22 protein-coding genes and 1 tRNA gene are annotated in these 26,210 nt (G+C 54.7%); 4 read left to right on the top strand and 19 right to left on the bottom strand.

Annotated features, from left to right (window positions below; translation table 11 throughout):
* Positions 1–27 precede the first annotated feature (27 nt).
* Positions 28–1,380, top strand: a complete 1,353-nt coding sequence (locus tag C5610_RS03510) for a capsule assembly Wzi family protein (RefSeq protein ID WP_158682652.1) — start codon at positions 28–30, stop codon at positions 1,378–1,380.
* Here C5610_RS03510 and C5610_RS03505 read toward each other — a convergent pair.
* From C5610_RS03505 to C5610_RS03490, 4 genes are read right to left on the bottom strand one after another with little or no spacing between them, the layout of a single operon-like run.
* Positions 1,358–1,882, bottom strand: coding sequence for a membrane integrity-associated transporter subunit PqiC (locus C5610_RS03505; protein WP_105305923.1), 525 nt, complete (start codon positions 1,880–1,882; stop codon positions 1,358–1,360). The genes C5610_RS03510 and C5610_RS03505 overlap by 23 nt on opposite strands.
* A complete protein-coding gene (gene pqiB / locus C5610_RS03500; protein WP_105305922.1) occupies positions 1,875–3,497 on the bottom strand; it encodes an intermembrane transport protein PqiB in 1,623 nt (540 codons plus the stop codon). Before pqiB ends, C5610_RS03505 begins: the two co-directional genes overlap by 8 nt.
* Positions 3,494–4,762 carry a PqiA/YebS family transporter subunit gene (locus tag C5610_RS03495; RefSeq protein WP_105305921.1) on the bottom strand — a complete coding sequence of 423 codons (1,269 nt, stop codon included), beginning with the start codon at positions 4,760–4,762 and terminating at the stop codon, positions 3,494–3,496. Before C5610_RS03495 ends, pqiB begins: the two co-directional genes overlap by 4 nt.
* On the bottom strand, positions 4,734–6,548 hold the full coding sequence (locus tag C5610_RS03490; RefSeq protein ID WP_105305920.1) for a cation:proton antiporter: 1,815 nt from the start codon (positions 6,546–6,548) through the stop codon (positions 4,734–4,736). Before C5610_RS03490 ends, C5610_RS03495 begins: the two co-directional genes overlap by 29 nt.
* Before the next feature lie 129 nt (positions 6,549–6,677).
* On the opposite strand from C5610_RS03490, the gene C5610_RS03485 reads away from it, so the two are divergent.
* Genes C5610_RS03485 through C5610_RS03475 form a run of 3 tightly spaced genes read left to right on the top strand, consistent with a single transcriptional unit; the run spans position 6,678 to position 10,438 of the window.
* The gene (locus C5610_RS03485; protein ID WP_105305919.1) at positions 6,678–7,712 is read left to right on the top strand and encodes a Fe(3+) ABC transporter substrate-binding protein; all 1,035 of its coding nucleotides are present in this window, start codon (positions 6,678–6,680) and stop codon (positions 7,710–7,712) included.
* Positions 7,713–7,747: 35 nt separating this feature from the next.
* Complete coding sequence (locus C5610_RS03480; protein ID WP_105305918.1) at positions 7,748–9,373, top strand: ABC transporter permease; 1,626 nt, start codon at positions 7,748–7,750, stop codon at positions 9,371–9,373.
* Complete coding sequence (locus tag C5610_RS03475) at positions 9,374–10,438, top strand: ABC transporter ATP-binding protein (protein ID WP_105305917.1); 1,065 nt, start codon at positions 9,374–9,376, stop codon at positions 10,436–10,438.
* A gap of 550 nt (positions 10,439–10,988) precedes the next feature.
* Here the strand turns inward: C5610_RS03475 and C5610_RS03470 are convergent.
* From C5610_RS03470 to C5610_RS03395, 15 genes are all read right to left on the bottom strand, one after another.
* A complete protein-coding gene (locus tag C5610_RS03470) occupies positions 10,989–11,933 on the bottom strand; it encodes a CorA family divalent cation transporter (protein ID WP_105305916.1) in 945 nt (314 codons plus the stop codon).
* Positions 11,933–12,400: a bacterioferritin gene (gene bfr, locus C5610_RS03465; protein WP_105305915.1), complete on the bottom strand. Its 468-nt coding sequence runs from the start codon at positions 12,398–12,400 to the stop codon at positions 11,933–11,935. The genes C5610_RS03470 and bfr (C5610_RS03465) overlap by 1 nt, the downstream gene beginning before the upstream one ends.
* 1 nt (position 12,401) lies before the next feature.
* Positions 12,402–12,878, bottom strand: a complete 477-nt coding sequence (bfr, locus tag C5610_RS03460; protein WP_105305914.1) for a bacterioferritin — start codon at positions 12,876–12,878, stop codon at positions 12,402–12,404.
* 41 nt (positions 12,879–12,919) lie between these two features.
* Positions 12,920–13,162: a (2Fe-2S)-binding protein gene (locus C5610_RS03455; RefSeq protein ID WP_241970511.1), complete on the bottom strand. Its 243-nt coding sequence runs from the start codon at positions 13,160–13,162 to the stop codon at positions 12,920–12,922.
* Between the two features lie 121 nt (positions 13,163–13,283).
* Positions 13,284–14,261, bottom strand: a complete 978-nt coding sequence (locus C5610_RS03450; protein WP_105305912.1) for a calcium/sodium antiporter — start codon at positions 14,259–14,261, stop codon at positions 13,284–13,286.
* A 52-nt stretch (positions 14,262–14,313) separates the two neighbouring features.
* Entirely contained in the window at positions 14,314–16,212 is a 1,899-nt protein-coding gene (locus tag C5610_RS03445; protein ID WP_105305911.1) for an acetate--CoA ligase, read from the bottom strand.
* Between the two features lie 99 nt (positions 16,213–16,311).
* Positions 16,312–17,661 carry a ribonuclease J gene (locus C5610_RS03440; RefSeq protein ID WP_222843004.1) on the bottom strand — a complete coding sequence of 450 codons (1,350 nt, stop codon included), beginning with the start codon at positions 17,659–17,661 and terminating at the stop codon, positions 16,312–16,314.
* A gap of 124 nt (positions 17,662–17,785) precedes the next feature.
* Entirely contained in the window at positions 17,786–18,289 is a 504-nt protein-coding gene (locus tag C5610_RS03435; RefSeq protein ID WP_105305910.1) for a hypothetical protein, read from the bottom strand.
* A gap of 223 nt (positions 18,290–18,512) precedes the next feature.
* A complete protein-coding gene (locus C5610_RS03430) occupies positions 18,513–19,043 on the bottom strand; it encodes an REP-associated tyrosine transposase (RefSeq protein WP_105305909.1) in 531 nt (176 codons plus the stop codon).
* Positions 19,044–20,029: 986 nt separating this feature from the next.
* Positions 20,030–20,117: transfer RNA gene (locus C5610_RS03420), tRNA-Ser, on the bottom strand.
* A gap of 77 nt (positions 20,118–20,194) precedes the next feature.
* A complete protein-coding gene (locus tag C5610_RS03415; protein ID WP_105305907.1) occupies positions 20,195–21,826 on the bottom strand; it encodes a methyl-accepting chemotaxis protein in 1,632 nt (543 codons plus the stop codon).
* Between the two features lie 80 nt (positions 21,827–21,906).
* Positions 21,907–22,959 (bottom strand): MBL fold metallo-hydrolase, encoded by a 1,053-nt coding sequence (locus tag C5610_RS03410; RefSeq protein ID WP_105305906.1) that lies wholly within the window; start codon positions 22,957–22,959, stop codon positions 21,907–21,909.
* Complete coding sequence (locus tag C5610_RS03405) at positions 22,910–23,572, bottom strand: gamma-glutamyl-gamma-aminobutyrate hydrolase family protein (RefSeq protein WP_105305905.1); 663 nt, start codon at positions 23,570–23,572, stop codon at positions 22,910–22,912. Before C5610_RS03405 ends, C5610_RS03410 begins: the two co-directional genes overlap by 50 nt.
* On the bottom strand, positions 23,545–24,558 hold the full coding sequence (locus C5610_RS03400) for an amidoligase family protein (RefSeq protein ID WP_241970512.1): 1,014 nt from the start codon (positions 24,556–24,558) through the stop codon (positions 23,545–23,547). Before C5610_RS03400 ends, C5610_RS03405 begins: the two co-directional genes overlap by 28 nt.
* Positions 24,518–25,918, bottom strand: coding sequence for a M28 family metallopeptidase (locus C5610_RS03395; RefSeq protein WP_105305903.1), 1,401 nt, complete (start codon positions 25,916–25,918; stop codon positions 24,518–24,520). Before C5610_RS03395 ends, C5610_RS03400 begins: the two co-directional genes overlap by 41 nt.
* Between the last annotated feature and the right edge of the window lie 292 nt (positions 25,919–26,210).

Here is a 26,210-nt window from a genome sequence, read left to right as displayed (position 1 = left end):
TATACTTCTAAATAAAAGGGAATCATCGTGCGTAAGTCGCTGTTATCCGCAATACTACTGATTACGGGGTTCGGTGTTTTAACACCGCAAAGTGATGCATCCGTTTACATCAATAGTGATAACGTAGATTTACGCAATAGCCTTAACGTGCTGGTAAATGCGGGTTATATAAATACTCCTCTACAACAATGGCCAACCCCTTGGCGGGCACTTCTGTTAGAGTTAGAGTCTATTAACAAGGAGCAATTAAACCAAACTCAACTGCTGGCATTTCGACAGGTTCGTCACTACCTGCACAACGCCGAACACGGGCCTCAAACTTACCTAAAAGTCGAAGTTAATAGTGAAGACCCTTGGATTAATCGATTCGGGCGTAGCATACAGGAGCGCGGCAACTTAAGTATCGCTCGTCATTTTAAGGGCGAACGTTTCGCAGCTAAAATACAGATAAATCATCGCTGGGAGACATTTGAAGGTTCAAATAAAGAGACTTTTGATGGCAGCTATCTAGCTTACAATTTCGGTGATCTCAGTGTCAGTTTAGACGCATTACCTTTATGGTGGGGACCTGCACAACACAGCAGTTTGTTAATGTCCTCCAACGCCCGCCCGGTCAACAAGCTACGACTAGACTACAGTCCCGATTTTGCTCCCGTCGGTATTAATCAACTCCATATCAGTGCCTTCATCGGACAAAACAAAACAGAGGTTGCTCGAAGTAAGGTATCTCGCGAACTTTTAGGTTTTCGCGCAGCAACCAAATTATATTGGGCCGTGACTGGAGGGGTCAGTGTCATACATCAAGACAGCGCAGAAGTGACTAGCGCCAATGATTTTACAATTCCTGCCAATACTATGGTGAGTTTTGACTTACGCAAAGGCTGGAGCTGGGGTGAACAACACTTTGCCGCATACACTGAAGTTGCTTTTGACGGACAGTTGCAAGATGGTGAGCATCCAGCGTTTACTATGGGTGGTGAGTGGCAATTCAACCACTCCATTTTCAGTACTCAAGAAATGCGCCATACACTTATCGCTGAATATACTGACAGTGAAAGCATGAGTTTTTACCAGCGTATTAATGGCATGCCGAGCGAACTCATTTATCAGCATTATGAACGTAATTTAGGCTCATCATTTGCCCCGGACAGTAAAACTCTGTCACTGAGTTATCGCCTGTATGCCATTGATGGAAGTGGTTGGACGGCTCAGTTTTCTCACTCTAAGCTGACTGATGGCCGTTCACATACCCAGGCATTGCTTGAACGGAGCCAGCCTTTGTTGGCTGGTCTACTAAACATAGGTTTTGAATACAACGACCGTGAACTCGTTGAGCAAGACGAGCTTGGCGCCCACCTCAGTTGGGAATGGCGCTTTTAATATCGCTCAGCGTCTTACTCCAGGCGCGGTTAAGGGCGCTTACCAGGGCGTCGTAACCGTCCTGCTGTAAGGCCTGGCGCTGATGAAATGAACCACTTAACTGCTGTTCGCCCTGCTGATAATGCCAGTGGCCGCTGACCACCGCATGGCCCTGATTATCACCGTAAAAATCCATCACCGTAATCACCAGTTGGCCGTCACAATGCGGCTGATTCAACACCCGCTGTGCACTTTGCTGCAACTGTTGCTCAAGCGAACCACTCCAGCGATGATTGCGGGCCGCATGAATGCGGGTTTCGCTGCGCTGCAATAAAATACCGTCGCTGAGCATAAGGTCGCTGACCACCACCTGGCGGGCCGACGCCGGACAAAAACGCTCCGTTGCCTGATTCAGTATCGGCAGCCGGTAATCGCTGCGCTGCGTTTGCGGCACGCTGCCGCAGGCACTCAGTGTTAGTGCCAGCAGCACACCCGCAGTTGCTTTTAAGGTCATGTTAATCATTCGCTTTTGGCTCCGGATCAGCGGTTTCTTCAGGGGCAAAAATCAGTGAGTTCGGCTGTTCACGCAATTGCTCAATAAAGGGTTTTAAATCCCGCGTTAACTGCTCGATATTACTCAGCGAGCGGTGTAACTGACGCCGCGTCGCCGAACCATCGTCAACGCTGTCCAACAGTTGCTGCAACTGCACCAGGTTTTGCTGCAACAACTGTGGTAGCTCCTGCATCCCCGGTTGCGCCACAATTTCGGCCACCGACTGTGCCAGTGCCTCAATTTCCTCGGCGCTGGTCTGGGTCGCCGTCATCGCCTCACTGAACTCATTCAGGCTGGCTTCCAACTGTAGCCCATTAAATTTATCCAGTAACTGATTCAGTTTTTCTTCCAGCCGGCTGAAATCACTCACCATCGACGGTAGCACCGGATAGCCGGCAAACTCCTGTTCGGCAACGGCTTCAGCTTCCGGATAAAAACGCAGGTCCACGTACAGGGTATTGGTGAGCAGATTCGAGGCGCGAATATTCGCCCGCAGACCCTGTTCAAACAGTTCCGGCAGTCGTTCGCGCCAATACTCAATGCGCGTATCCGGCACCAGTCCATCCATGCGCTCGGGTTCGTAACGAACCAGCACCGGGATCTGTTTCAGCGGTGCCTGGTCGTCATCGGTTGGGTTCCAGCGCAGCGGCACTTTCAATACCGTACCCACTCGTACCCCTTTGAACTGCACCGGCGCTCCCTCTTCCAGCCCGGCCACCGACTCATCCAGTAAAATCACGTAATCAATACCATTCACAAAACCCTGCTGACGAGCGGCTTCTTCACTGGCAAACAGCTCAAAGGTGCGGCTCTCGGCAATCTTTTCACCACTCGGCTGCCCTTCCGGCACACCAAAATTGATCCCCGCCCCCAACAACGACTCAAACGACCCCAGCGATACATCCAGACCGCTGGCATTCCAGCGTAGTGACAGACCACTTTGCAACCAGAAGCGAGTGTTCTCGGTCAGCAGCTCGTCATAAGGTTGCTCGACGAACACCTGATATTCCATGGTGCGGTTATCCACGTTAAAGGCCACTTTTTCGACCTGTCCCACCGATACACCGCGATATTGCACCGAATCCCCCACCACCACGGCGGCGTTTACCGAACTGGTCAGGGTAATACGACGGCCGGGCGTCTGCTGTGGCGTCACCGGCGGCTCCTCCAGCGCCTTAAAACGGGTCGTCGTCTGCTCGGCACTGCCGGGTTGTAAACGCAGGTAGGCTCCCGATAACAACGTCGACAGGCCACTTACTCCCTGCCGTCCGATCCGCGGCTTAACCACCCAGAATTCACTGTCGACCGCCAGCATGCGCTGGGTATTTTCATTCATATCAATGGTCAGTACTGCCGCACTCATGTCGTCATTAAGGCTGATTTCGCTGACCAGCCCGACGTCGACGTTGCGCACCCGCACCGGTGTTTTCCCGGCTTCCAGCCCCTCGGCATCACTGATCAGAACCTGCACCTGCGGGCCGGCACCGGCGCTTTCCTGCCACACCATCCATAACGCCACCGCCAACGCCAGTAAAGGAATTAACCAAATCGGCGAGATCAGATTCTTGATTGCACTTCGGCTCATTCGATTGCTGTTTCCTGTTGTTCTTGATTTCGATCGATGGTGCGAAAAAACTGACGGGTATCAAAGGTCATCGCCGCCAGCATCGTCAGTATCACCGTCAGCGCGAACGCCAGCGCTGCATTACCTGGGTACACCGACATTAACTGACCGCTGCGTACCAGCGCCACCAATACCGCCACCACAAAAATATCGATCATCGACCAACGACCAATCCAGTCCGTCACTTTGTACAGCCATAGTCGTTGTTTGGTTCGTGTTTCACTGCGTCGCTCGGCCAGCCACAGCAACACCAGCAAGGTTAAAATTTTCACCACCGGTATCACTAAACTAGCAACAAACACAATAATCGCAATAGGCGCGTCACCGCTTTGCCAAAGCTCAATAACCCCACCAATAATGGTATTGGGCTGGGTGCGCCCCAGTGTCGTGGTCTCCATCACCGGCAGTAGGTGGGCGGGGATCAGCAATAACGCGGCGGCAATCAACAGCGCCGTGGTTAAGCGCCAGCCACGCCAGCGCGCCAAACGCATGCTCTCACCACAGCGCCAGCACCGCGACGCGGTCAGGGTATTGGGGGCCTGACAACAGACACAACCCACCCGTTGCTGGGCCGTTGCATCACGCCCCACCTGCGACGGCGGTGCGTTGTCGTGCGGTAGACGGTGCCACAACTGATAACGACTGACGCGATCACCGGTCAGCAGCAACACCACCACAAAGCCGATAAAGGTGTAAAAGCCGCTGTCCAGGTCAATCGCCGCCAGCCCGGATATTTTAATCAACGACACCAATGCTCCCAGCAGGAACACATCGGCCATCATCCATACCCGCAACTGCACCACCGTGCGAATAAAATAGAGCGTCACCGGCCCCAGCGCGCCCGGCAGCAACAATCGGCTAAAAATCCACAACACCGCGAGCAAATACAGCACCGGTATCACCCACACCGTGAACAACACCAGAATGGCGAGCAGGCGTTCGTGAAAATGCAGCAGTTCGGTGCTGGTGTCCAGCAATGTCATGGTTTGTGATACGCCGTTGGCAGAATAGCTGACAAACGGCAACAGCAGACTGACCAGCGCCAGGATCAGCGCCGTCAATGCCAGTGCTAAAGTAGTGGTTTCATCAACCGCTTTGCCACCGCCAAGACCATGACCACAACGGGGACAGGTATAAGGTTCGGCGGATGTTACCGGAACATCCGCCAAGCGGTCACAGTCAGGACAGACGACCCGGTTATGCGTTGCTGCTCTTAGCGTCGCCATCTTTTTCCGGCGATATCATCGCAATAATCACCCAGCCCGGCATCGGTTTAAGCTCGCGCGAGGTACTGAAAATATGCACTTTCTTCTGATCATCCAGCGCAAACATCGGTACCGCCCGAGCGCCATACTGCTGCTGGTAATCCTCGAAGCTGAAGTTTTCGGTAATCGGTGTCGACTTCATCTTCGCGCCCTGAAAGTGCAGGCTCGCCAGTTTCGAATAGGTCACACTTTCACCGAACAGGTCGAGGGTATTTTTATAAGCCTCGGACAACTGGTGACTGGCACGAAAATCCGATTCGCCGCTGTTCAGGCCATGCACTTTATGGCTGCCGAACCAGTCCTGATAGTACACCGACACCAGTGGGTTCAGCTGTTTGTAAGGTGACATCACCAACAACTGGCCGATACCGGTCAAATCGATGTTATTCGAAGCGTGCTCAGAGGCCGGGTTACCAAAATACACCGGCAGGTTATCCATCCGTGCCATGCGGATGTTCTCCCAGTTGGTGTCAGCCAGGCGCACCGGAATGTCATGTTCCTGCAAACTTTTGGCCACCGCCCGCGCCATTTGGTTGGCTCCGAAGATCAAAAAGCCCCGTGCCGGTGGTTCAATCAGTCCGAGTAATCGCGCCAGCGGTTTGGCGGTAAGGCTCTGCAGCACCACCGTGGTCATGATCACCAGGAACACCAGCGGTACTATCGACTCGGCGCCATCCCAGCCGGACTGTTCCATTTTTAACGCAAACAGTGCCGACACAGCGGCCGCAACAATACCGCGCGGGGCAATCCACGACAGCAGCACCTTATCCTTAAAGCGCAACTCCGTGCCTATCGCCGACAGCCACACCGCCAACGGCCGCACCGCAAACAGAATAATCGCCAGTAACACCACCGCCGGCAGACCCAGCGCGTCGAACTGGGCAAAGTCCAGTCGTGCCGCAAGGATAATAAACAGTGCCGAAATCAACAGTACGCTGAGGGTTTCCTTAAACTCAAGGATCTCATCCAGGTTAAGGTTTTTGGTATTGGCCATCGCCATCCCCATCACCGTAACCGTCAGCAGCCCCGATTCGTGCTGAATCGCATTCGACAGCGCAAACACACCCAGTACGATGGTCAGCGTGGCCACGTTCTGCAGATAATGCGGGAACCAACCGCGACCCAGCGCCAGCCCCAGTAATTTGGCCGCCACCCAGCCAAAGAAAAAGCCAATGCCGATGGTTTTGGCAAACGCCTGCATGGCGTGTAAAAACGCCACATCCTGGCTGGCAATGATGAACTCATACACCAATACCGCTAACAGCGCGCCGACAGGATCAATAATAATGCCTTCCCAGCGCAGGATATTGGCCAGTTTATTGATCGGCCGGATAGACCGTATCATCGGCTGAATTACCGTTGGCCCGGTCACCACCACCAGCGCCCCAAATAAGGCCGACAATTCCCATTCCCAGCCCATTAAAAAGTGCGTGGCAACGCCAATCGCAACCCAGGTCACCACCATACCGACACTGACCAGGTTGGTTACCATGCGGCCATGGCCACGAATTTCGTCAAACTTAAGCGTTAAGCTGCCTTCAAACAGGATCACCGCAACCGCCAGCGACACCAGCGGAAACAACAGTTGATCAAACAACTGATCCGGGTTCAGCCAGCCCAACGTCGGGCCAATAATAAGGCCACACACCAATAGCGGTAAGATTGCCGGCGTCTTTAAACGCCACGCGAGCCACTGACACGAAATCGACAGCACCCCAATTAAGGCCAGCAGGGACAATTCAGACATACACGCTCCATGTAAAGCTCTTGACTTTCGTCAAAACACAAATGAGAATAGCTATCATTAAGTTGATAATGTGATAGCCTACTCGAACTATCAAATTCTATACGCTAATTATCAGTAAGAGGTTTCTCTATGGCAATAAAATTCAATAAGTTAACCACAGTACTGGCGCTGGCAAGCGTTGTCACGAGTTTATTGCCGGTCGCTGCCAGTGCCGCAGAGGTTAATGTTTACTCATCGCGCAAAGAAGCATTGATTAAACCATTACTCGATCAGTTTAGTGAAAAAACCGGTATTGAGGTCAATTTATTGACCGGTAATTCCGATGCGCTGTTGGCGCGTTTAAAGTCAGAGGGTGAATACACCGCCGCCGATTTGTTCCTGACCGTTGACGCCGGCGCCCTGCACCGTGCCGTATCCGCTGATGTCTTCCAGACCGTATCGTCGGCAAAAATTAACGCCATTGTACCTGAACACTTTCGTTCCAGTGACGACCATTGGGTCGGCCTGAGCCTACGTGCTCGCCCGATCTTTTATTCGCCGGAGCGAGTCGATCCGGCCGAACTCAACGATTATCTGTCGTTGGCCGACGAAAAATGGAACGATCGCATCTGCATCCGTTCATCGAACAACCTTTATAATCAGTCACTGGTTGCTGCTCTGATTGAACACCACGGCGCGGAAAACGTCGAAGACTGGGCCGAAGGTCTGGTCAATAACTTTGCCCGTCAGCCGGTCGGCGGTGACCGTGACCAAATCAAAGGTGTAGCATTTGGCGTCTGCGATATCGCCGTAGCAAACACTTACTATTTTGGTCATATGCTGAACTCTGACGACGCCGAAGAAAAAGCCGCCGCCGAAAAGGTGAAGATTTTCTGGCCGGCACAGCAAAGCAACGGTACCCACGTAAACGTTTCTGGTATCGGCATCACCAAGCACGCGAAAAACATCGACGAAGCCAAGCAGTTGATCGAGTTTTTACTCTCAGAATCGTCACAAAAATGGTATGCTGAAGCCAACTATGAGTACCCCGTCCGGGAGGGTGTTGCCTGGAGCGAGACTCTGCAACAATGGGGTGACTTCAAGCAAGACGATATTTCCATGGACATACTGGGCGAGAACAACGCCGAAGCTGTGCGCTTAATGAACCGCGCCGGCTGGAGATAAGTCCTTAGAAATTGCACGTTCAAGGAGAATTGCGAATGACCCGCGGCCCGTTATTGTTGTTCGGCGTTGCGGCATTGATAGGGCTACCACTGATTGTGGTCGCCCTATCTTTGTTAAATCCCCAATGGGATATCCTCGCCCATCTGTGGCAAACGGTTATCCCCGAATACGTCAGCCATTCACTGATCCTATTGGTTTCGGTGGGCATTGGCGTGACCGTTTTAGGTGTCAGCACCGCCTGGTGCGTATCGCAATTCGACTTTCCCGGCTGGCGTTGGGTCAGTTGGGGGCTGTTGCTGCCGCTGGCCATGCCCGCTTACATTACCGCCTACACCTACACTGGCTTGCTGGACTACGCCGGCCCGGTGCAACAAGCACTGCGCTCGGTGTTTGACTGGCAGTTAGGCGAGTACTGGTTTCCCAACATTCGCAGCCTGCCCGGCGCCATCTTCGTGCTCTGTGTGGTGCTCTACCCCTACGTCTATTTGATCACCCGTGCGGCTTTTATGCAGCAGTCCACCGCCGCCTTTGAAAGCGCCCGAACCCTCGGTGCCGGCCCCTGGAAAAGCTTTTGGCGGGTGGCCATGCCCCTGGCGCGGCCGGCCATCGCCACCGGCGTCACCCTGGCGCTGATGGAAACCCTCGCCGACTACGGCACCATGGAATACTTTGGCGTCACCGTATTTACCACCGGCATATTCAGAACCTGGTACGGCATCGGTGACACCCAGGGTGCGCTGCAGTTGGCGGCTATTTTGTTGCTGTTTGTGGTGGCGCTGATCCTGGTTGAACGCTATTCCCGCCGCCGGGCGAAATTCTATCAACGCCGCAGCGACGGCGACTCGATGCGCAAACCGCTGCGCGGACGCCACGCCGTGATGGCCTCGCTGGTGTGCTGGTTGCCAATTGTCTTAGGCTTTATCATCCCTGCCATCGAGCTGGTCATCTGGTCCATTGAACGCGCCGAAGTCTGGACTCAGCCAAGCTTCTGGCAACTGACCTTTAATACCCTCTGGCTGGGGCTGATGGCCGCGGCTATTACCGTATTACTGGCGCTGTGGCTGGCTTACGGCCGCCGTCGCCACCCGACCCGGCCACTGCGCGCGGCGGTCAGTCTGGCCGGACTGGGTTATGCCATCCCCGGCATCGTGATTGCCGTTGGCCTGCTGTCACCGCTGACCTGGATGGATCACCGCATCATCGATTTCAGCCGTTGGGCCTTTGATGTCAATCCAGGACTGCTGCTGTCGGGCACCGTGGTGGCGCTGCTGTTCGCCTACAGCGTGCGTTTTTTATCAGTATCGTTGCAGACCGTCAGCTCGGGGCTGGAACAAATCACCCCGCAGATGGACGACACCGCCCGTACGCTGGGGGCGTCGCCGCGACGTATTTTATGGCGGGTACACCTGCCGCTGCTGCGCAGTTCGATTCTGGCGGCGCTGATCCTGGTGCTGGTGGACGTCATGAAAGAGCTGCCGGCGACGCTGGTGCTGCGGCCGTTCGACTTTAATACGCTGGCCGTAAGGGCGTTCGAAATGGCGTCCGACGAGCGTCTTGCCGACGCCGGACCGCCGGCACTGATGATCGTTGCCGTGGGCTTAATTCCGGTGATGATGTTATCGCGGGCGTTAAAAACCCAAAGCATAAAAACGGGAGAGTAAATGAGCGCGTTATTAAACCTGAACAATGTCTCCATCGAATTAGCCGGCCACCGCATTGTCGACCAGCTGAGCATTGCGCTGGAGCCCGGTGATATTGGCTGTCTGATGGGGCCGTCGGGCTGTGGTAAAACCACTGTACTGCGCGCCATCGCCGGTTTTAATCCGGTCAGCGCCGGCGAAATCTCACTGCACGGTGATGTGGTTTCGTCGCCGTCGTTGTCGTTACCGACCGAGCAGCGCAAAGTCGGCATGATGTTTCAGGATTTCTCATTGTTCCCGCATTTAAACGTCGCCGACAACATCCGTTTTGGTATCGAACACCTGAGCACCAGCGCGCAAGACGCCCGCATCAAGGAGTTGTTGCAGCGCATCGATTTAAGCGGTTATCAAAAACGCTACCCGCACGAATTATCCGGTGGCCAGCAACAGCGCGTGGCACTGGCCCGGGCACTGGCACCTAAACCGCAGTTGATGCTGCTGGACGAGCCTTTCTCCAGTCTTGATGCCGAATTACGCGAATTGCTGGCACAGGATGTCCGTCAGTTACTGAAAGAAGAAGGCATCACCGCATTGCTGGTGACTCACGATCAGCAGGAAGCCTTTGCCATGGCCGACAAGGCGGGTGTCATGTACGCCGGGCAGTTATTGCAGTGGAACACGCCGTACGAGCTCTATCACGAGCCGGAACATCAACTGGTGGCGGATTTTATCGGCCGTGGTGTGTTGTTGCAGGGGCAGATCCGCGAGCACCGCTTGCACTGTGCCTTCGGCGTGATTGACCATGAAATTCTGTGTGACCAGAGTGACCATGACGTGACGTTCTTGGTGCGCCCGGACGATGTGCTGATCACCGATAAAAAGGACAGTAAATTAACCGCGATCGTGACCGGCCGCGGTTTCCGTGGTTCGCACTATCTGTACACGCTGGAGTTGCCGGACACTTCGCAGGTGCTGGCCGTAGGGCCATCGCATCAGGCGCTTAGAAACGGTACTCAGGTCGGCATCGACGTCGATTTCGACCACCTGGTGGTGTTCGACTCCGACCTTTGCGAATTACCCGATTAAACACCACCAAGGCGTAGCTTGCGCCTTTGGCGCAAGTCCACCGCCGGTGTTGTGTCGCGCATTACCAGAACCAGACGTAGCTTGCGCCTTTGGCGCAAGTCCAACGCCGGTATTGTGTCGCGCATTACCAGAACCAGACGTAGCTTGCGCCTTTGGCGCAAGTCCACCGCCGATGTTGTGTCGCGCCAGAGGCGCGACCTACGGACCTTCGGCGCAAGTCCAACGCCGGTGTTGTGTCGCGCCAGAGGCGCGACCTACGGACCTTCGGCGCAAGTCCAACGCCGGTGTTGTGTCGCGCCAAAGGCGCGACCTACGGACCTTCGGCGCAAACCCATCGCCGATGTTGTGTCGCGCCAGAGGCGCGACCTACGGACCTTTGGCGCAAGTCCAACGCCGGTGTTGTGTCGCGCCAAAGGCGCGACCTACGGTCCTTTGGCGCAAACCCATCGCCGGTATTGTGTCGCGCCAAAGGCGCGACCTACGGTCCTTTGGCGCAAGTCCACCGCCGGTATTGTGTCGCGCCAAAGGCGCGACCTACGGGCGTTTGCGATTACCAGAACCGGAGGCGGCGCAGCAGCAGGAATTCAATCACCGCGATGATGATCAAGGCGTAGGTGAAAATTTCGAACGCATCTTCATTTTCCACCCCCGGCATGCCACCGATGTTGATACCGAACACACCGGTCAGAAAACTCAAGGGTAAGAACACCCCCGCAATCACCGACAACCAGTAGGTATTGCGGTTCATCTTCTCCGCTACCGCCTGTTGCAGCAGTTCCCGTTGCATCCACAATTGTTCCAGCATCAAATCAATCTGCTCGAGCAAACGCTGGGTGGTATCCCGTTCATTCAGCAGCCACTGGTGCATCTCATTGTCCATCACCCGCTCACTTTCGGTGGTGAACTTATCCAGAGCCGCCAACTGTGGCCGTACAAAGCGGTTCAGCCGCAACAAACGCCGGTGCAGACGACTCAGTTCCTGTTGCTGACCGGCGGTGTTGTCATAGCCTTCCGCTTCCATGTCCTCAATCTTGATTTCAACCGCATCAATCACATCTTCGATGCGTAAATTCAGTTGCTCAACCAGGTGCACCAAAAAGTCATTTAAACTCTCCGGGCCATCCTGCTTTTCCAGACTGTGACGAATATGGGTAATGGCCTTAAACGGCCGCTTACGGAAGGTATAAACCACGCCTTTGTAGGACAGAATACGCAGACTCAGCATATCCTCCGGCGCCGCTCCCTCATTCAGGTTAACGCCCCGCAACAACAGCACAAAACCCTCTTTCAGGCGCTGAAAGCGTGGCCGGGTGTCCTCTTCGGTCATGGCGTCAATCAGCGGTTCGGGGATTTCCGCCTGCCGTAACCAATCCTGCAGCCCTTCGGTATCGCGCTGCAGGTGGTACCAGCAACCCACCTGCGGTTTATGGGTTAAATCCTCAACCCGAACCGGCGGCTGCTGGTTAAAGTCCCAGGCATCAATAATAAAGGACATTATTTCATGCTCTGAAGGTAAATCTCCTCGCCCAGCTTGTCCATCAGGCCGAGCTGAATTTTCAACCAGTAAGCATGGTCTTCCTCGGTATCACGCAAAATGCCAATCAGCATGTCGCGGGTTACGTAATCGCGCACTTCTTCGCAGTACTGGATAACCTCACGCAGCGTCCGCGCGTTGTTGTATTCCAGTTGCAGGTCGTTCTCCAGCATTTCGCGAACGTCTGAGCCAATGGTGTGCGGCTCGCGGTTGCTCATGTTGGGCTTGCCCTCTAAGAACAAAATGCGGCGGATCAGTAAATCGGCATGGCCACGTTCGTCGTCAATTTCATGGTTGATGCGCTCGTACAGCTTCATCAGACCCATGTCTTCGTATTGACGCGAATGCGAGGTGTACTGGTCAATGGAAGTCAGTTCGAAAGCCAGCAAACGGTTCAACTGCTCAACAACGTTATTATCAGCCTTCATACTACTCCCCTTTTTCTACTTGAGATTGTAAATACAGTTCGTTACCCAGACGCGACATCAGATCGATTTGCGTTTCTAACCAGTCCAGATGCTCTTCCTGACTGTCCAGAATGTGGTTCAGCATATCGCGGCTGACGTAATCCTGATGCTCTTCGCACACTTTTACCGCGTCGCGGATCGCATTAACGTCCTGAAACTGTACCTTGTGATCCAGCTCGATCATTTCGCGCGGATCTTCACCGATAAACAGCTTGCCTAGCTCTTGCAGGTTTGGCATGCCTTCCAGAAACAGAATCCGTTCAATGACCTCATCCGCATGCTTCATCTCGTTGATGGACGCTTTGTAGATCACTTTATTGAGATTTTCGAAGCCCCAGTTGCGGTACATGCGGGCATGCAGGAAGTACTGGTTTATGGCGGTCAATTTGAGGGTCAGCACCTTATTCAGCTGCTGTATAACTTTTGCATCACCTTTCATAGAGTGTGCACTCCTTAAGTCATTCCATGGAAGAAATTAACTTAAGTGTAGCACACCGTTTGAGGATGTTTAGCGGGAAAAGCCAAGTCGGTTTGGGGTTTTTCTGTGCGTTCGCTCAATGCGTCGTTGAGCACATCTTTGGCGCACTGTTTACAACATCCGCACTGCGACGCCACACCGTACTGCTGACGCAGGTCACGCATGTTGTCGACGTCACCACAGGCGACGGCTTTTTTGATGGTTTTGTCGGTCACGCCTTTGCACAAACAAACATACATTCGCATTCACCTCTCTACGTTAAAAGCTAGAATAGCGTAAATGCGAATAGTTTGCAATAGTGCTTGGAAAAGCTATAGGTCGTGCCTTTGGCACGACCTGTTGCTGACCTTGCGCCAACGGCGCAAGCTACAGTGCCGGGGCGAAGCCCGTCGATACGAGGTAAATACAGTAAGCCACGTACATCGCCAAGAACGAAATACCGTGAATACGATTAATCCGGCCAATGCGATTGATGCGCAGTGAGAACAACAACAGCAACAGCGTCAGCGCCGCCATCGCCACCCAATCCCGGTACAGCACCAGCGGTTCCAGAGACACCGGATGAATCGCACCGGCGATACCCACCACCGCCAGCGTATTAAACATATTCGAGCCAATCACATTACCCAGCGCCAAATCGTGCTCGTTCTTGCGCACCGCCGCGATCGCCGACGCCAGCTCAGGTAACGACGTACCTATCGCCACCACCGTCAAACCAATCACCAAATCGCTCACACCCAGCGCCTGCGAAATATTCACCGCGCCCCAAACCAGCGCGCGCGAACTCAGCACCAATAGCACCAAACCGATAATCAGCCAAATGATGGCCGGCTTCATCGCCATCGGATGCGAATCGATTTCCTGAGTAAAATCAGCCGCCAGCGTATCTTCCTTGCCCTTAGCCCCCAGGTACACCGACCAGCCCATGTAAACCGCAAAAATCGCCAGCAGTAACCAGGCTTCCAGTTCACTGATGTTAAAGTCCCACAGCAATACCGCGCTGAACAGCGTGATCAAAATCAGCACCGGCATTTCGCGTTTGATCACACCGGACTGCACCGTAATGGGCGCCAGCACCGCCGTCAGACCCAACACCAGCGCGATGTTAGTGATGTTAGAACCATAGGCATTACCGAGCGCCAGCGCAGGGCTGCCGTCCAATGACGCCAGTGCCGACACCACCATTTCCGGCGCCGAGGTACCAAACCCAATGATCACCATACCGATGATCAGCGGCGGCATCCCCAAATGACGAGCAACGGCGGCCGAACCATCAACAAAACGATCCGCACTCCAAACCAGTACCGCTAACCCAACGATAACTGCGACAATCGATAACGCCATTAATAACCCTTTGAATTCCGTTTAGTTAAAGGCGCATTTTACCCTGTTACTGTTATCGATGGCTAGCCTTGCTTTGTTGCTCAATGCTCTGCTGAATGGCCGCAATGCTGTTGGGGTCATCGATGGTCGACGGAATCGCAACGTCCTCGCGCAGCAACAACTGCCGGATCAGCCGGCGCAAAATCTTGCCGGAACGGGTTTTCGGCAGTTTCGGCACCACATACAGCGTTTTCAAACAGGCAATCGCACCGATTTTATCGCGAATGGTCTGTACCAGGTCGCTTTGCAGTTGCCCGGGGTCGATATCCGCTTCGTTCTTCAGGATCACCAGCCCAATCGGCAGCTCGCCCTTCAAGTCGTCCGGGGTACCGACCACCGCGCATTCCGCCACCGCCGGATGGGCCGCCAGAATTTCTTCCATTTCGCCGGTCGAAAGGCGGTGCCCGGCGACATTAATGACGTCATCGGTGCGTCCCATAATAAACACATAACCGTCCTTATCGATGTAACCACCGTCGCCGCTGCAATAATAGCCGGGGAAGGCTTTCAAATAGCTGTCGCGCAAGCGTTGCTCATCGCCCCAGACCGTTGGCAGGCAGCCCGGCGGCAGCGGCAAGCGCACACAAATCGACCCCTCTTCTCCGGCGGGCAATGGCTTACCGGCGGTATCCAGCACGGCAATTTCATAACCCGGCACCGGCAGACTCGATGAGCCCGGTTTAACCGGCGTTGCGCCCACCCCAACCGGATTGGCGCACATCGGCCAGCCCGATTCAGTCTGCCACCAATGGTCATACACCGGTCGCCCGGTAACCTCGGTGGTCCACTCGTAAGTAGCAGGGTCCAACCGCTCGCCGGCCATGTAAATGCGCTGCAACGAGCCGATATCGTATCGTTTCAGATAGTCCGCTTTCGGGTCTTCTTTTTTAATCGCACGGAATGCCGTCGGAGCTGAAAACACCGCGGTCACCTTATGCTGCTCGATAACCCGCCAGAACGCACCGGCGTCGGGCGTATTCACCGGCTTGCCTTCATAAAGAATGCTGGTGCAGCCAAAGATCAGCGGCCCGTACACAATATAAGAATGGCCCACAACCCAGCCGACGTCGGAAGCAGTGAAAAAGACCTCGCCCGGCTGCAGACCGTAAACATAATTCATGGAGAAGTTGAGTGCCACGGCATAACCGCCGTGATCCCGCACCACACCTTTCGGTCGCCCGGTGGTGCCGGAGGTATACAGAATATAAAGCGGATGGGTCGATGCCACCGGCACCGCCGCGACAGGCTCAGCGTGCTGCATCAACTGCTGCCAGTCGTGGTCGCGGCCACTTTGCAATGTCGCGGTTTCCTGCTCACGCTGAAATACAATCACGTTCTGCGGCGGCTTTTCCGCCTCTTTTAAGGCTTTATCAACGATCGGTTTGTACGCCAGGGTTTTCTTACCCTCGATACCACAAGACGCGGTCAGCAACAGTGCCGGTTCCGCGTCGTCGATACGGATCGCCAGCTCGTGCGCGGCAAAACCGCCAAACACCACCGAGTGGATCGCACCAACCCGCGCACAAGCCAGCATCGCAATCGCCGCCTGCGGGATCATCGGCATATAAATGATCACCCGATCGCCCTTGCCGACCCCCATCGACTGAATAACCCCGGCAAACTTCGCCACCTCATCCAGCAATTCTCGATAGCTGTAGGTTTGCACATTACCGGTAACCGGCGAATCATAAATCAATGCGGTCTGCTCGCCACGGCCGGCCTCAACCTGAGCATCCAGCGCCAGATAACTGACGTTCAGCTCACCGTCGGGGAACCAATCCGCCATGCCGTTTTTCTTTAACGTCGCCCCGACCGTTGGTTGCTTAAACCACGCCAGCCGCTGCGCCTGCTCCAGCCAAAAGCCTTCCGGATCCTGCTGCGCCTCCGCATAAATTTCATGATAAGCCTGCATACACCAACCTCAACTCTTTGTTAACAACTTGATAACAGCATAGGCGCCGGCAAATAAATTGGAATTCGACCTTGGTCGCAGGTTTGGGTGGGTGCAGAATTACCGGGCGATCGGAATTCGCCCGGTGTAAACCGCCGCACGGCGGATGCTGGGGATGGGCGCGATGCGAAATAGGTCGCCGTTGCGGCCGGTTAAGGTGCGTCGTACCCCAACCTCACGGGCGATCTCTGCGTGTTTTTGCAGGTGTGCTGCCTCGCCGTGGGTTGGTATCACCATCGCCGGCTGCAGCCAACGGTACATTTGCTTCAATTCTTCCTGATTTGGATGCCCCGAAGCGTGGATCGGCAGCTCGGTGTCGTCTTTCTGAATCACCGCAATGCCGCGGCCATGAAACTTTTGCACCAGCGCCTGCACATAGGCTTCGTTACCCGGAATCACCATCGCACTCAGAATAACGGTATCGCCTTTATCCAGTGCCAATTGCGGGTGGCTGTCGTTCGCCAGCCGGCTGAGTGCCGCACGCGGTTCACCCTGACAACCGGTTGCCACCACCATCACTTCATCAGGCGGCAGATAACCCACGTCGCGGTGAGTGATCAGCTCTAACTCTTCTGGCCATAACCCAAAAGCCCGGGCTGTGGCCACATGCCGCTCCAGCGAGCGACCAAATACCGCCAGCCGGCGGCGGGTGCGCTGTGCCACCCGCGCTAACGTCACTAACCGCGCGATGTTACTGCTGAAACAGCCAACCACCACGCGCCCGGCGGCTTTTTGGGTTGCCGCCAGCAGGCCGTCAAAACACTCAGCTTCCGACACCGACCAACCCGGCTTGAGCGCATTGGTAGAATCGCCGACGAGCGCGTCGATGGGCTGTTCAGCCAGTCGTTGCAACGCCCGCGCATCAATGGGCGCGCCAATCACCGGGTCACGATCGATTTTCCAGTCGCCGGTGTGCACAACCCGGGCTACCGGCGTTTCAATCAATAAGCCGTATGGGTCGGGCAAAGAATGCGTCAGGCGTATCCAGGTGACCGCAAATTCACCAATGGTCAATTGCTCACCATCGCGGGCTTCGATGATGCGAACCTTATCGGCAAAATGCGTGTAACCAAGTTTGCGACGCAACACCGCGGCGGTGTAGGGCGTGGTGTAAATCGGGCATTTTAGTCGAGGCCAGAGGTCTTCCACCGCTCCGATGTGGTCTTCGTGCGCGTGGGTGATGATCAAACCCGCCAGTAAGTCGAGGTTATCAGTGATAAATTTCGGGTCCGGCGCCACCACTTCATGGTTAACCGCCCCCTCAACCCCCGGCGTCAGCGGTTCATCAAATGACAGTCCGCAATCCACCATCAACCACTGTCCGGCATGCCCATACAGGTTCATGTTCATACCGATTTCACCGGTACCGCCAAGCGGCAAAAACCAAAAATCACTGCTGCCCGGTAACATAAGTCGCGCCTAACATCGTCGAGTAAGGTGTTGAGTTTACAACAATAAAGAAGCGTTTTTTAGCAAAGACTGATAAAAATGCCCACGTCTCAGCGGGCATTTTTACGGTGCACACCGCAAGTGATCAGTGAAGAGCAACCAGCCCTTCTCGGAGTGGCGCGGGCACATCTTCGAGCAACACAACGGAAATGCCGTTTGCTGATTCGTCGTTGTTTGCGTTTTGACCAGCCAATTGACCATTGACGTTTTCAGGCGACAAATTGTACATCGCTCCGGTCAATGGATCGATCACCAGCCAGCCTAACAACCCACCAAAAACAAAGTTGCCGGCAAGGTACCAACCGTTGGGGCTGGAAGTTACCGTGATGGTTTGTGAGGAATACCCTGCTTTTTGAATTTGAACACTGTAGGTTTTGCCACCAAAATAACTGCCGTCACTTTTTTGTAGCGTAACCGTGGTTGGCGTTCTTCCCGAAAATACCGTGTTGCCCCGTTCATCAATGATAGTTACGTCCGCTTTTTCCGGGGTGCTGGAAATCGGAATCAACTGATTTCTATCACCAACTATCGTCGCGCAGCCAGCCAGTATCAACGCCGACGTTACGATCACCGCTTTTATCGATTTCATGATTTGATTCCTGTTTTATTATTTTTATTGGAAAGGAATCAAGGATGCGTGACGGGGGGAGAGTCAACCAAACCAACATGCTGTTGTGTGTTTCATCCTTGAAAAAGCTTTCCGCTCATATCTCAATGACATGAACAACGAAATATTAACAAGCTGTCTAAACAATAACAATCAAAATGTATAACCGCGGTTCCCCGCGTATCAGACCGGATCGCCAGAGTTGTCATTGTCCGGTCAGGTATTTCCAGCGTTCAGGGTACTTGCCCTGTTTGATGTAAGATCGCAGCGTTGAATAAGGCCAATCCCAGGCGGTTGCGGTATAGCCATGTTTGACCGGGTTGTAGAGGCAGTATTTTACGCACCGCTCGTAATCCTGTTGGTCGGTAATGCGGTGGTCGTAAAACCGCAGATGCCAGAGCCTTCCCCGTTTCGCCCGCCGACGCCATTTGTAGTGGTTATTGAGGCTGTAGTTTTTATAAGAGAATTGCGAGAAATCACGCGTCATATGGCTTTTAAAACAACCAATAAAACGCCCCAGTTCAACGTGATGAGTGCGGATCACAAAATGCATATGATCCGGCATCACCACCCACGCATGATTTTCAAACGGATATTTCCCCTTCGCCAAAGCCACCGCCCGCCGCAAAGACGCCAACATCTCCGGCTCAATCAACACCTTCTGCCACTCAAACGTATTCATGGTGATAAAATACAGACCGGCCGGATAATATTTTCGCAATTTCCAAATCGTCATCCCGCCATTAAAGACCAACCCCACACCCCCCGCCGCCAAAAATATCCCAAAATCCCCGACGACATCGGCACATTGTTGGGGGGGTTGATATTGGGGGCGGGTTTGGGCGCGGATTTTATCGATATCGGGGGCGGGTTTGGGCGCGGATCATTTCGATATCCGGAATGAATTCGGGCGTGGATTATTTCGATATCGGGGGCGGATTCGGGCGCGGGAATTTTTTGATATCGAGAGCGCATGCGGCCGGCGATCGATGCGGCTTTTGGAGGCGGGAATGCCCTCCGCCCCGATCGGCACGCGAGGCTCCGCCTCGCTAAGCCGATGGTTACCTACGATTTGCAAAAGATTTGGGGATATTTTCGGTGCCATGTTTTGAATTCGTGCAAGGGCGTTTTCAATGCGGGGGGGCCGGCAATGCCACAAAACCCATTCATATCGTGGGTACCCATCGGCTTAGCGGCGCAGCCGCGTGCCGATCGGGGCCAAAAATATTCCCGCCTCCGCAAGCCGCATCGATCGGGGCCAAAAATATTCCCGCCTCCAAAAGCCGCATCATCCGCCCGCCGCATGCGACCTCGATCCATAAAAATCCCACTGAATTTATGCGAAGGGCGTATTCAATGCGAAATCCCGGCAATGCCACAAAACCCATTCATATCGTGGGTACCCATCGGCTTAGCGGCGCAGCCGCGTGCCGATCGGGGCCAAAAGCATTCCCGCCTCCAAAAGCCGCATCATCCGCCCGCGGCATGCGACCGCGATCCATAAAAATCCCACCGAATTCATGCGAAGGGCGTATTCAATGCGAAATCCCGGCAATGCCACAAAACCCATTCATATCGTGGGTACCCATCGGCTTAGCGGCGCAGCCGCGTGCCGATCGGGGCCAAAAGCATTCCCGCCTCCAAAAGCCGCATCGATCGCCCGCGAAATTACCCCAATATGAGGACACAAAAAAACCGCCACGGGGGCGGTTTTTGGAATCTTGGCGGAGAGAGAGGGATTCGAACCCTCGATACCTTTCGGTATACACACTTTCCAGGCGTGCTCCTTCAGCCACTCGGACACCTCTCCGGAACGGCCGCTATACTAGGGGTTTTGGGCCGTTATATCAAGTGCTTTCAGATCATTCGCGTAAAACTTATGCAGATTTACGCGACCTTGAAGCGATGTACGCGTTCGCTTAGGCGTTTTGCCAGTTCGTGCAGTTCGCGGCTGGCTTCGCTGACTTGCTCGGAGCCGGCGGCGGACTGTTCGGTGGCTTGCGTGATCTTGTGGAAGTTTTCGTTAATTTCATCGGCGACGGAGCTTTGCTCTTCCGCTGCGGTGGCTATCTGGGCGTTCATATCGGTCATGCGCTGTACCGATTCATTAACCGTCTGCAGCGATTTGCCGGCGCGGCGTGCTTGTTCGACGCTGTCGGCGGCTTGTTGTTGGCCGCGGTCCATTACGGTGACGGCTTCGCCGGCGCTGCCTTTCATGGTTTCAATCAACGATTGAATACTGCGCGTTGATTCCTGCGTGCGGTTCGCCAGCGCGCGTACTTCGTCGGCAACCACCGAGAAGCCGCGGCCGTGCTCTCCGGCGCGGGCGGCTTCGATGGCGGCGTTCAGTGCCAATAAGTTGGTCTGGTCGGCGATGCCTTCGATCACTTCCAACACTTTGGTAATTTCTTCGGTGTTGTCACTTAACTGGGTAATCACAACCGCGGCGTTTTCCACTTCGTGCGCCAGCGACTCAATCGAACGAATGGTCGATTCCACTTCACGGCTGCCGGCCTGGGTTTCACGGTCGGTTTCATCCGCCAGTTGCGCGGCTTCATTGGTGTGGCGGGCTACTTCGCTGACCGTCTGCGACATCTGATTAATCGCCGCGGCGCCCTGGGTGGTTTCGTCCTGCTGGTTAATCACCAGTTCGGAGTTGTTGCGGGCCGTTTCCGACAGTTCATTTGACGAGCTGAGCAAGCGCTCCGACGACTCTGACACTTCTCTGACCAAGCGCTGCAACTGCTGAGCCATGCGATTTACCTGCGCCATCATCGAACCTTCGTACTTAGAGCGGGTCGACACCGTCAGGTCACCGTCGGCGATGCGCTCAAGGATCTCAACGGCGTCCTCAGGTTCACCACCAATAGTGTGGGTCAGCCGCTGCACGATAAAGAAACTTACCGCGGCGCCGGCAACAATAGCCAACACTGTGACAATCCACATCAAGGTCGTAAAGCTGTTACTGCGCTCCAGCACCGAGTCTACCCCGTCAGCAATGGCCGCTTCTTCATAATTAATAAAATCATTAATGCGATTCAGCCACTCCGCGTAGGCCGGTGATAAATCACTGAGCACATAGTCCTGCGCCTGTTGACGCTGACCATTGGCGAGCAAGCGTTCAACTTCGACGGTGGTGGCCAGCGCCTGCTGCTGGATTTCCTCAATACGTTCTATCAGCTGTTTCTCCTGGCTGTTGACGTATTTGGGATTAGAAAATATCTCCGCCATGCCGCGTTCAGCGTCGGCGTAGTCGGCTTTCAGGTCATCCACCAGCGCCCGAAACTCATCGCGCTGGCTCTCGCGTTCGGTCAGCACCAAATCACGCAGCGCAATGGCACGGTCGTGCACCGAACCGCGAAAATTAATCGCATAACGTTGTTTTTCACTGCCAACATCGTTTACGCGCGTCAACGTCGTGTTTATCTCATCTACCTGGTACGTACCAATAATGGTGGTGGCCACTAACAGCAGGATAATAAAGGCAAAACCCGCGTACAGTCGGTTGGCAATGGTCATCAATAACTCCAGAACTTGATTGATTATTCTAAATTAACGAAGTGTTTTACCGAATTAGGTGCAGATTAGATCAAAAAAAGTTAAAAGAATTTGGTTTCCCCCACCGCCATCACCTGAAACTCCGACGGCGACAAGCCACTTTTTTCGCGGGCTGCCTCGATATCATCCAGCGTCTGCTGAATGCCCTCGGCGGCTAACTGAAACGCGCCCCAGTGCATGGTAACGCTTTGCCGGGCGCCGATATCGCGGTGGATAAGCGTAGCCTGATACGGGTCAACGTGCGGCATTTCCATAAACCAGCGCGGCAAATACGCACCAACCGGGTTTAACGCCAGATCGATCGGCCCAAAGCGTTCGCCAATGTCCTTAAACTGAAACTCGTTGTAGCCGGTGTCGCCGCCAAACCACAGCCGCCAGTCGCCGATGTCGATCACGTAGCTGGCCCACAGCGTTTCGAAGCGATCCCAAAGGCTGCGCCCGGACCAGTGCTGGCTGGGTGTGGCGTGCACGGCTAACGCGCCGTCACTGGCACTTTGCCACCAGTCCAGCTCGGTCACCCGCTCCGCCTCGATGCCCTGCTCTAAAAACCAGCCCTTAAGTTTCAGCGGCACATAGTAATGCACATCCGGCCCCAGCGCCTTAATGCTGGCCTCATCCAAATGGTCATAATGGTCATGGGAAATCACCACCGCATCCACTGGCGGCAACGCCTCCAGCGGCAACGGCAGCGGCGTTAACCGGGTCGGCCCGGCGAAACTCACCGGCGACGCGCGGTCGCTGAAGATCGGGTCGGTCAGTACCGTCAGCCCCTGATATTGCAGCAAAAAGGTCGAATGCCCAATCCAGGTCACCTGACGCACGTCCGGGTCGGGCGCTTCAATCGCGTCCATGTTGGGTTCGGCGGTCGGGATCAAATGCGCTTGCTCGGCCTGATCCTGCCAGTCGACGTCGCTGAACCAGCGCATGTACCAATAATCAAAAAAGCCGTTTTCTTTTTCGGCGTGTAAGTTCTTAAAACCACGTTCGGTGTGCCAGGGTTTACTGGGTTGATAGCCCGGCGTCGAGCAACTGACGAGCAGTAAACTAACGACAACCCAACAACCAGCGAAAAAGCCGTAACTGACTCGGGACATAAAACAAATACTCCGGATGCCACTGAACTCCGATTACGTCACGTTGCTTATGCTCGGACGCCTGAATAAAACCGTCGAGATCCCAGCCGACGGCGGTCATGCCTTCGCCGGTTTTGCTGACAATCTGCGAATGCAGGCTGTTAACCCGTAACCTTGGCTTGCGACAAATGGCCGCCAGCCGCGCGTCATCGGCCAGCCGCACCTGTTTGGTGGGTAACAGCCCCGGACGGTTATAGGTCAATTTACGTAACTGGCGGATATTTTGGTTCAATGCGCCGCCTAACACCACATTGATCAACTGCGAACCACGGCAGATGCCGAGCAGCGGTTTGTGTTCGGCCAGCGCCCAGTTAATCCAGCGTATCTCCAGCTCATCGCGCTCGGGGTCGTATTCACCGTCGTGCTCCGGCGGCTGGTCGTAATGGGAGGGACTGATGTCATCACCGCCGCCAATGATCACGGCATCAATGTCATCACTCGGGCTAAGACTGTGGCGCACACTCACGCGCAGCGGTTGCGCGCCCAGTAGCCGCAAGGCCAACCAGGTGCACCACCAGGACGGCGACCAGCGCCGGGCGTTACCGGTTACCACCACCCGCGGTCGGTCAGCCATGCCTGCATCCTCCGCTTCCAGTCGGTTTCGGCCACCCCCATCAGCGGCCGGCTCAACGCCAGAAATTCATCGCGCCAATAAGCCAGCGCGCGTTCATCGTTGGCCAGTTGCTCAATCACCCACCAGCCTTTCCAGGAATCCGTCAGATTCCAGTCCGGCTGCTCGATATGGCAGTTCGGCAAGCGGTAATGAAAGGTCGGCCGGGAGTTGATTTTGTCGTCACCAACCACCTCAAACACGCGGTCCGGATCGATGTGCGCAAACAGCGGCAACATATCCAGCGCGCGGTTTCGTGAGGCGTTATGCTCCAGATAATCACTGATCAGCAGCGGCATGGTTACCGACTCATGCGCCATCAGCAAACGCAGATAACGCTCCGGATACTTATCAATGTAAGGACTCACTTTGCGGGTGGTATCCACCTGCAGAGCATCAAACAGCCACCACTGCAACAGCCCGTAGGCCTGCAAATAGCGATGGATAACCTCAGGTTCAATATGGCCGTCGTCGTTCATCGGCACCGAGGCGTTTACGTGCACGCCATAGGCGGCAATCCAGCTCTCATCGGTACCGCGCGCGCCGGCCTGGCGCAAGGCGTCCACTAACGGCGGCAGATGTTCACACTGGCTCAGCGTTAACGGCGGACACACCACCTCCAGCGGCACCACTTTCTCCGCCAGTTGCTGCAAGTCCTGCAGCCAGGCTTTTTCGCCGCTTTCGCTTTGCTCTTTTGCCAGTTTTTTCAGGTAGCTCCAGTCCAGCTCAATCTGAAACTCACCAAGCTCGGAATGGGTGATGGTGCGTTCGGCCAGCGATACGCGTTGGATTTGACCCTGCAACTGCTGTTGCAGGGTATCAAGTGTGCTTTGCACCGACAGCCCGGAAAATTCCAGTTCAAAGCCGACGGTGCACTCGCGTGATAGCGGTAGAAACGTGCTTTCAGTATTACTGATCGCCCTCTCCTTCAAAGTCAATCGAGAACTCACCGGCGGGTCCCGGGAACACCACCGGACTCTCAAAACCGTCCTTGCTGACGCTGGCCACTCCGAAAATGTAATTATCAATCACCACATTCTCCAGCGTAAACTCATTCACGTCTCCGACAAAGCGGCTCCACTGCCACTGCGGCTCCGAGGTCAGACGCCAGTAAATCTTGTAACCGGCCAGATTGTCCTGTCCGCGCACGTCGCCCCACTTCAGTGTGGTCGATGGCTGTACGGCGCCCTCGATATCCACATTTTGCGGTGGCTCCGGCGCCCAGGCCATGCCCGCCAGCGATACCGCGTTTAAGGCAGTCAGCTTGGCAGCGTAATCAAAATCAACGCCGTCGATGGTGTCACCGTACTTAATGCCGTTCTCGGTACGTAAGTCCTGGTGCTGACGGTAGTAATTTTCGTTCGTCTCCATAATACGCACACCGGGATAGCCCAGATCATTAAACGGGCGATGGTGACCACCACGGCCAAAACGGTCGAGGCGATAAACAATCATGGTGTCCAGGTTCGGAATGTAGCGATCCGCCATTAAATCGATGTAACGGGCCACATTACGCGACGGTGAATCGACCTCACCGCCGTAAAAGCGGCGCATCGTCGCTTCACGATCGGTTTCATCCATCCGCGTACCTTCGGCAAAAATCCGTGCGGTGGTGTTGTTGATCACCCCGTTAATGCCTTCGATGTTGCCGATCATGTCGTTGTTCAGCACCGCGTGAATACGCCACTTCTGCTGTTTGGCTTTCTCGGCCAGGATCTTACCGCCGAACAGGCCCTGCTCTTCGCCGGCTAACGCCGCGTAAACGATAGAGCCGTCAAATTCGTACTGCGACAGAACCCGAGCCGCTTCCAGCGTGCCGGCCACGCCCGAAGCGTTGTCGTTAGCACCCGGAGCGTCGGAGGTGTAATCCATCACGTCACTGACGCGCGAATCAATGTCACCGGACATCAACACGTAACGACCCGGGTCGGTCTTGCCGCGCTGAATAGCAATGACGCTTTTCACTTCGGTAGCTTCGGGGATGCGCGTTTCGCCTTCGATGATGTCACTGACGTACATCACTTCCAGGCAGCCTCCGCAGTCGGCGGAAATGCGCTTAAACTCTTCGTAGATCCAACGCCGTGCCGCGCCAATGCCGCGGGTGTCGGATTCGGTTTCAGAAAGGGTATGGCGGGTACCAAAAGACACCAGCTTTTCGATGTCCTTCTCGATGCGGTCGGCCTGCACCGCCGCCGCGATATCATGGAGTTTTTGTTGGTCTTTATAGGTCAGCGCGTCCTGCGCCGATGCCGTCAACGGCAGGCTTAACGACAAGCTCGCCGCAATAGCCAGGTTCTTTAAATAACGCATAATTAACTGCCTTTTCTCTTATACAAGGTGCAATCGATTATGCGTAGCTTAAGCCCGCCGCGCAAGTTACCTCATCGCAGTAGCTTGCGCCTTAGGCGCAAGTCATAACTTGACTTTTGTTAACAACTGTATGAAGTTTAAGTAATCCAGATGAAATATGACGTCAGTCGACGTAAATAATCAGCAAGTCCAGACCCCAACGCACACAAGGCTTGTCGCGAAAAATCTGTTTTTAAACGTTCTAATTACTAGAATATTACAGTTGATTTAATCGAAAACAGGTGTAGCGTTT

The sequence above is a fragment of the Idiomarina sp. OT37-5b genome (assembly GCF_002968395.1).
In the GTDB taxonomy this organism is placed as follows: Bacteria; Pseudomonadota; Gammaproteobacteria; order Enterobacterales; family Alteromonadaceae; genus Idiomarina; species Idiomarina aquatica.
The sequence above is the reverse complement of the archived record's forward strand: the minus strand, read 5'-3'. Positions and strand labels throughout refer to the sequence as shown.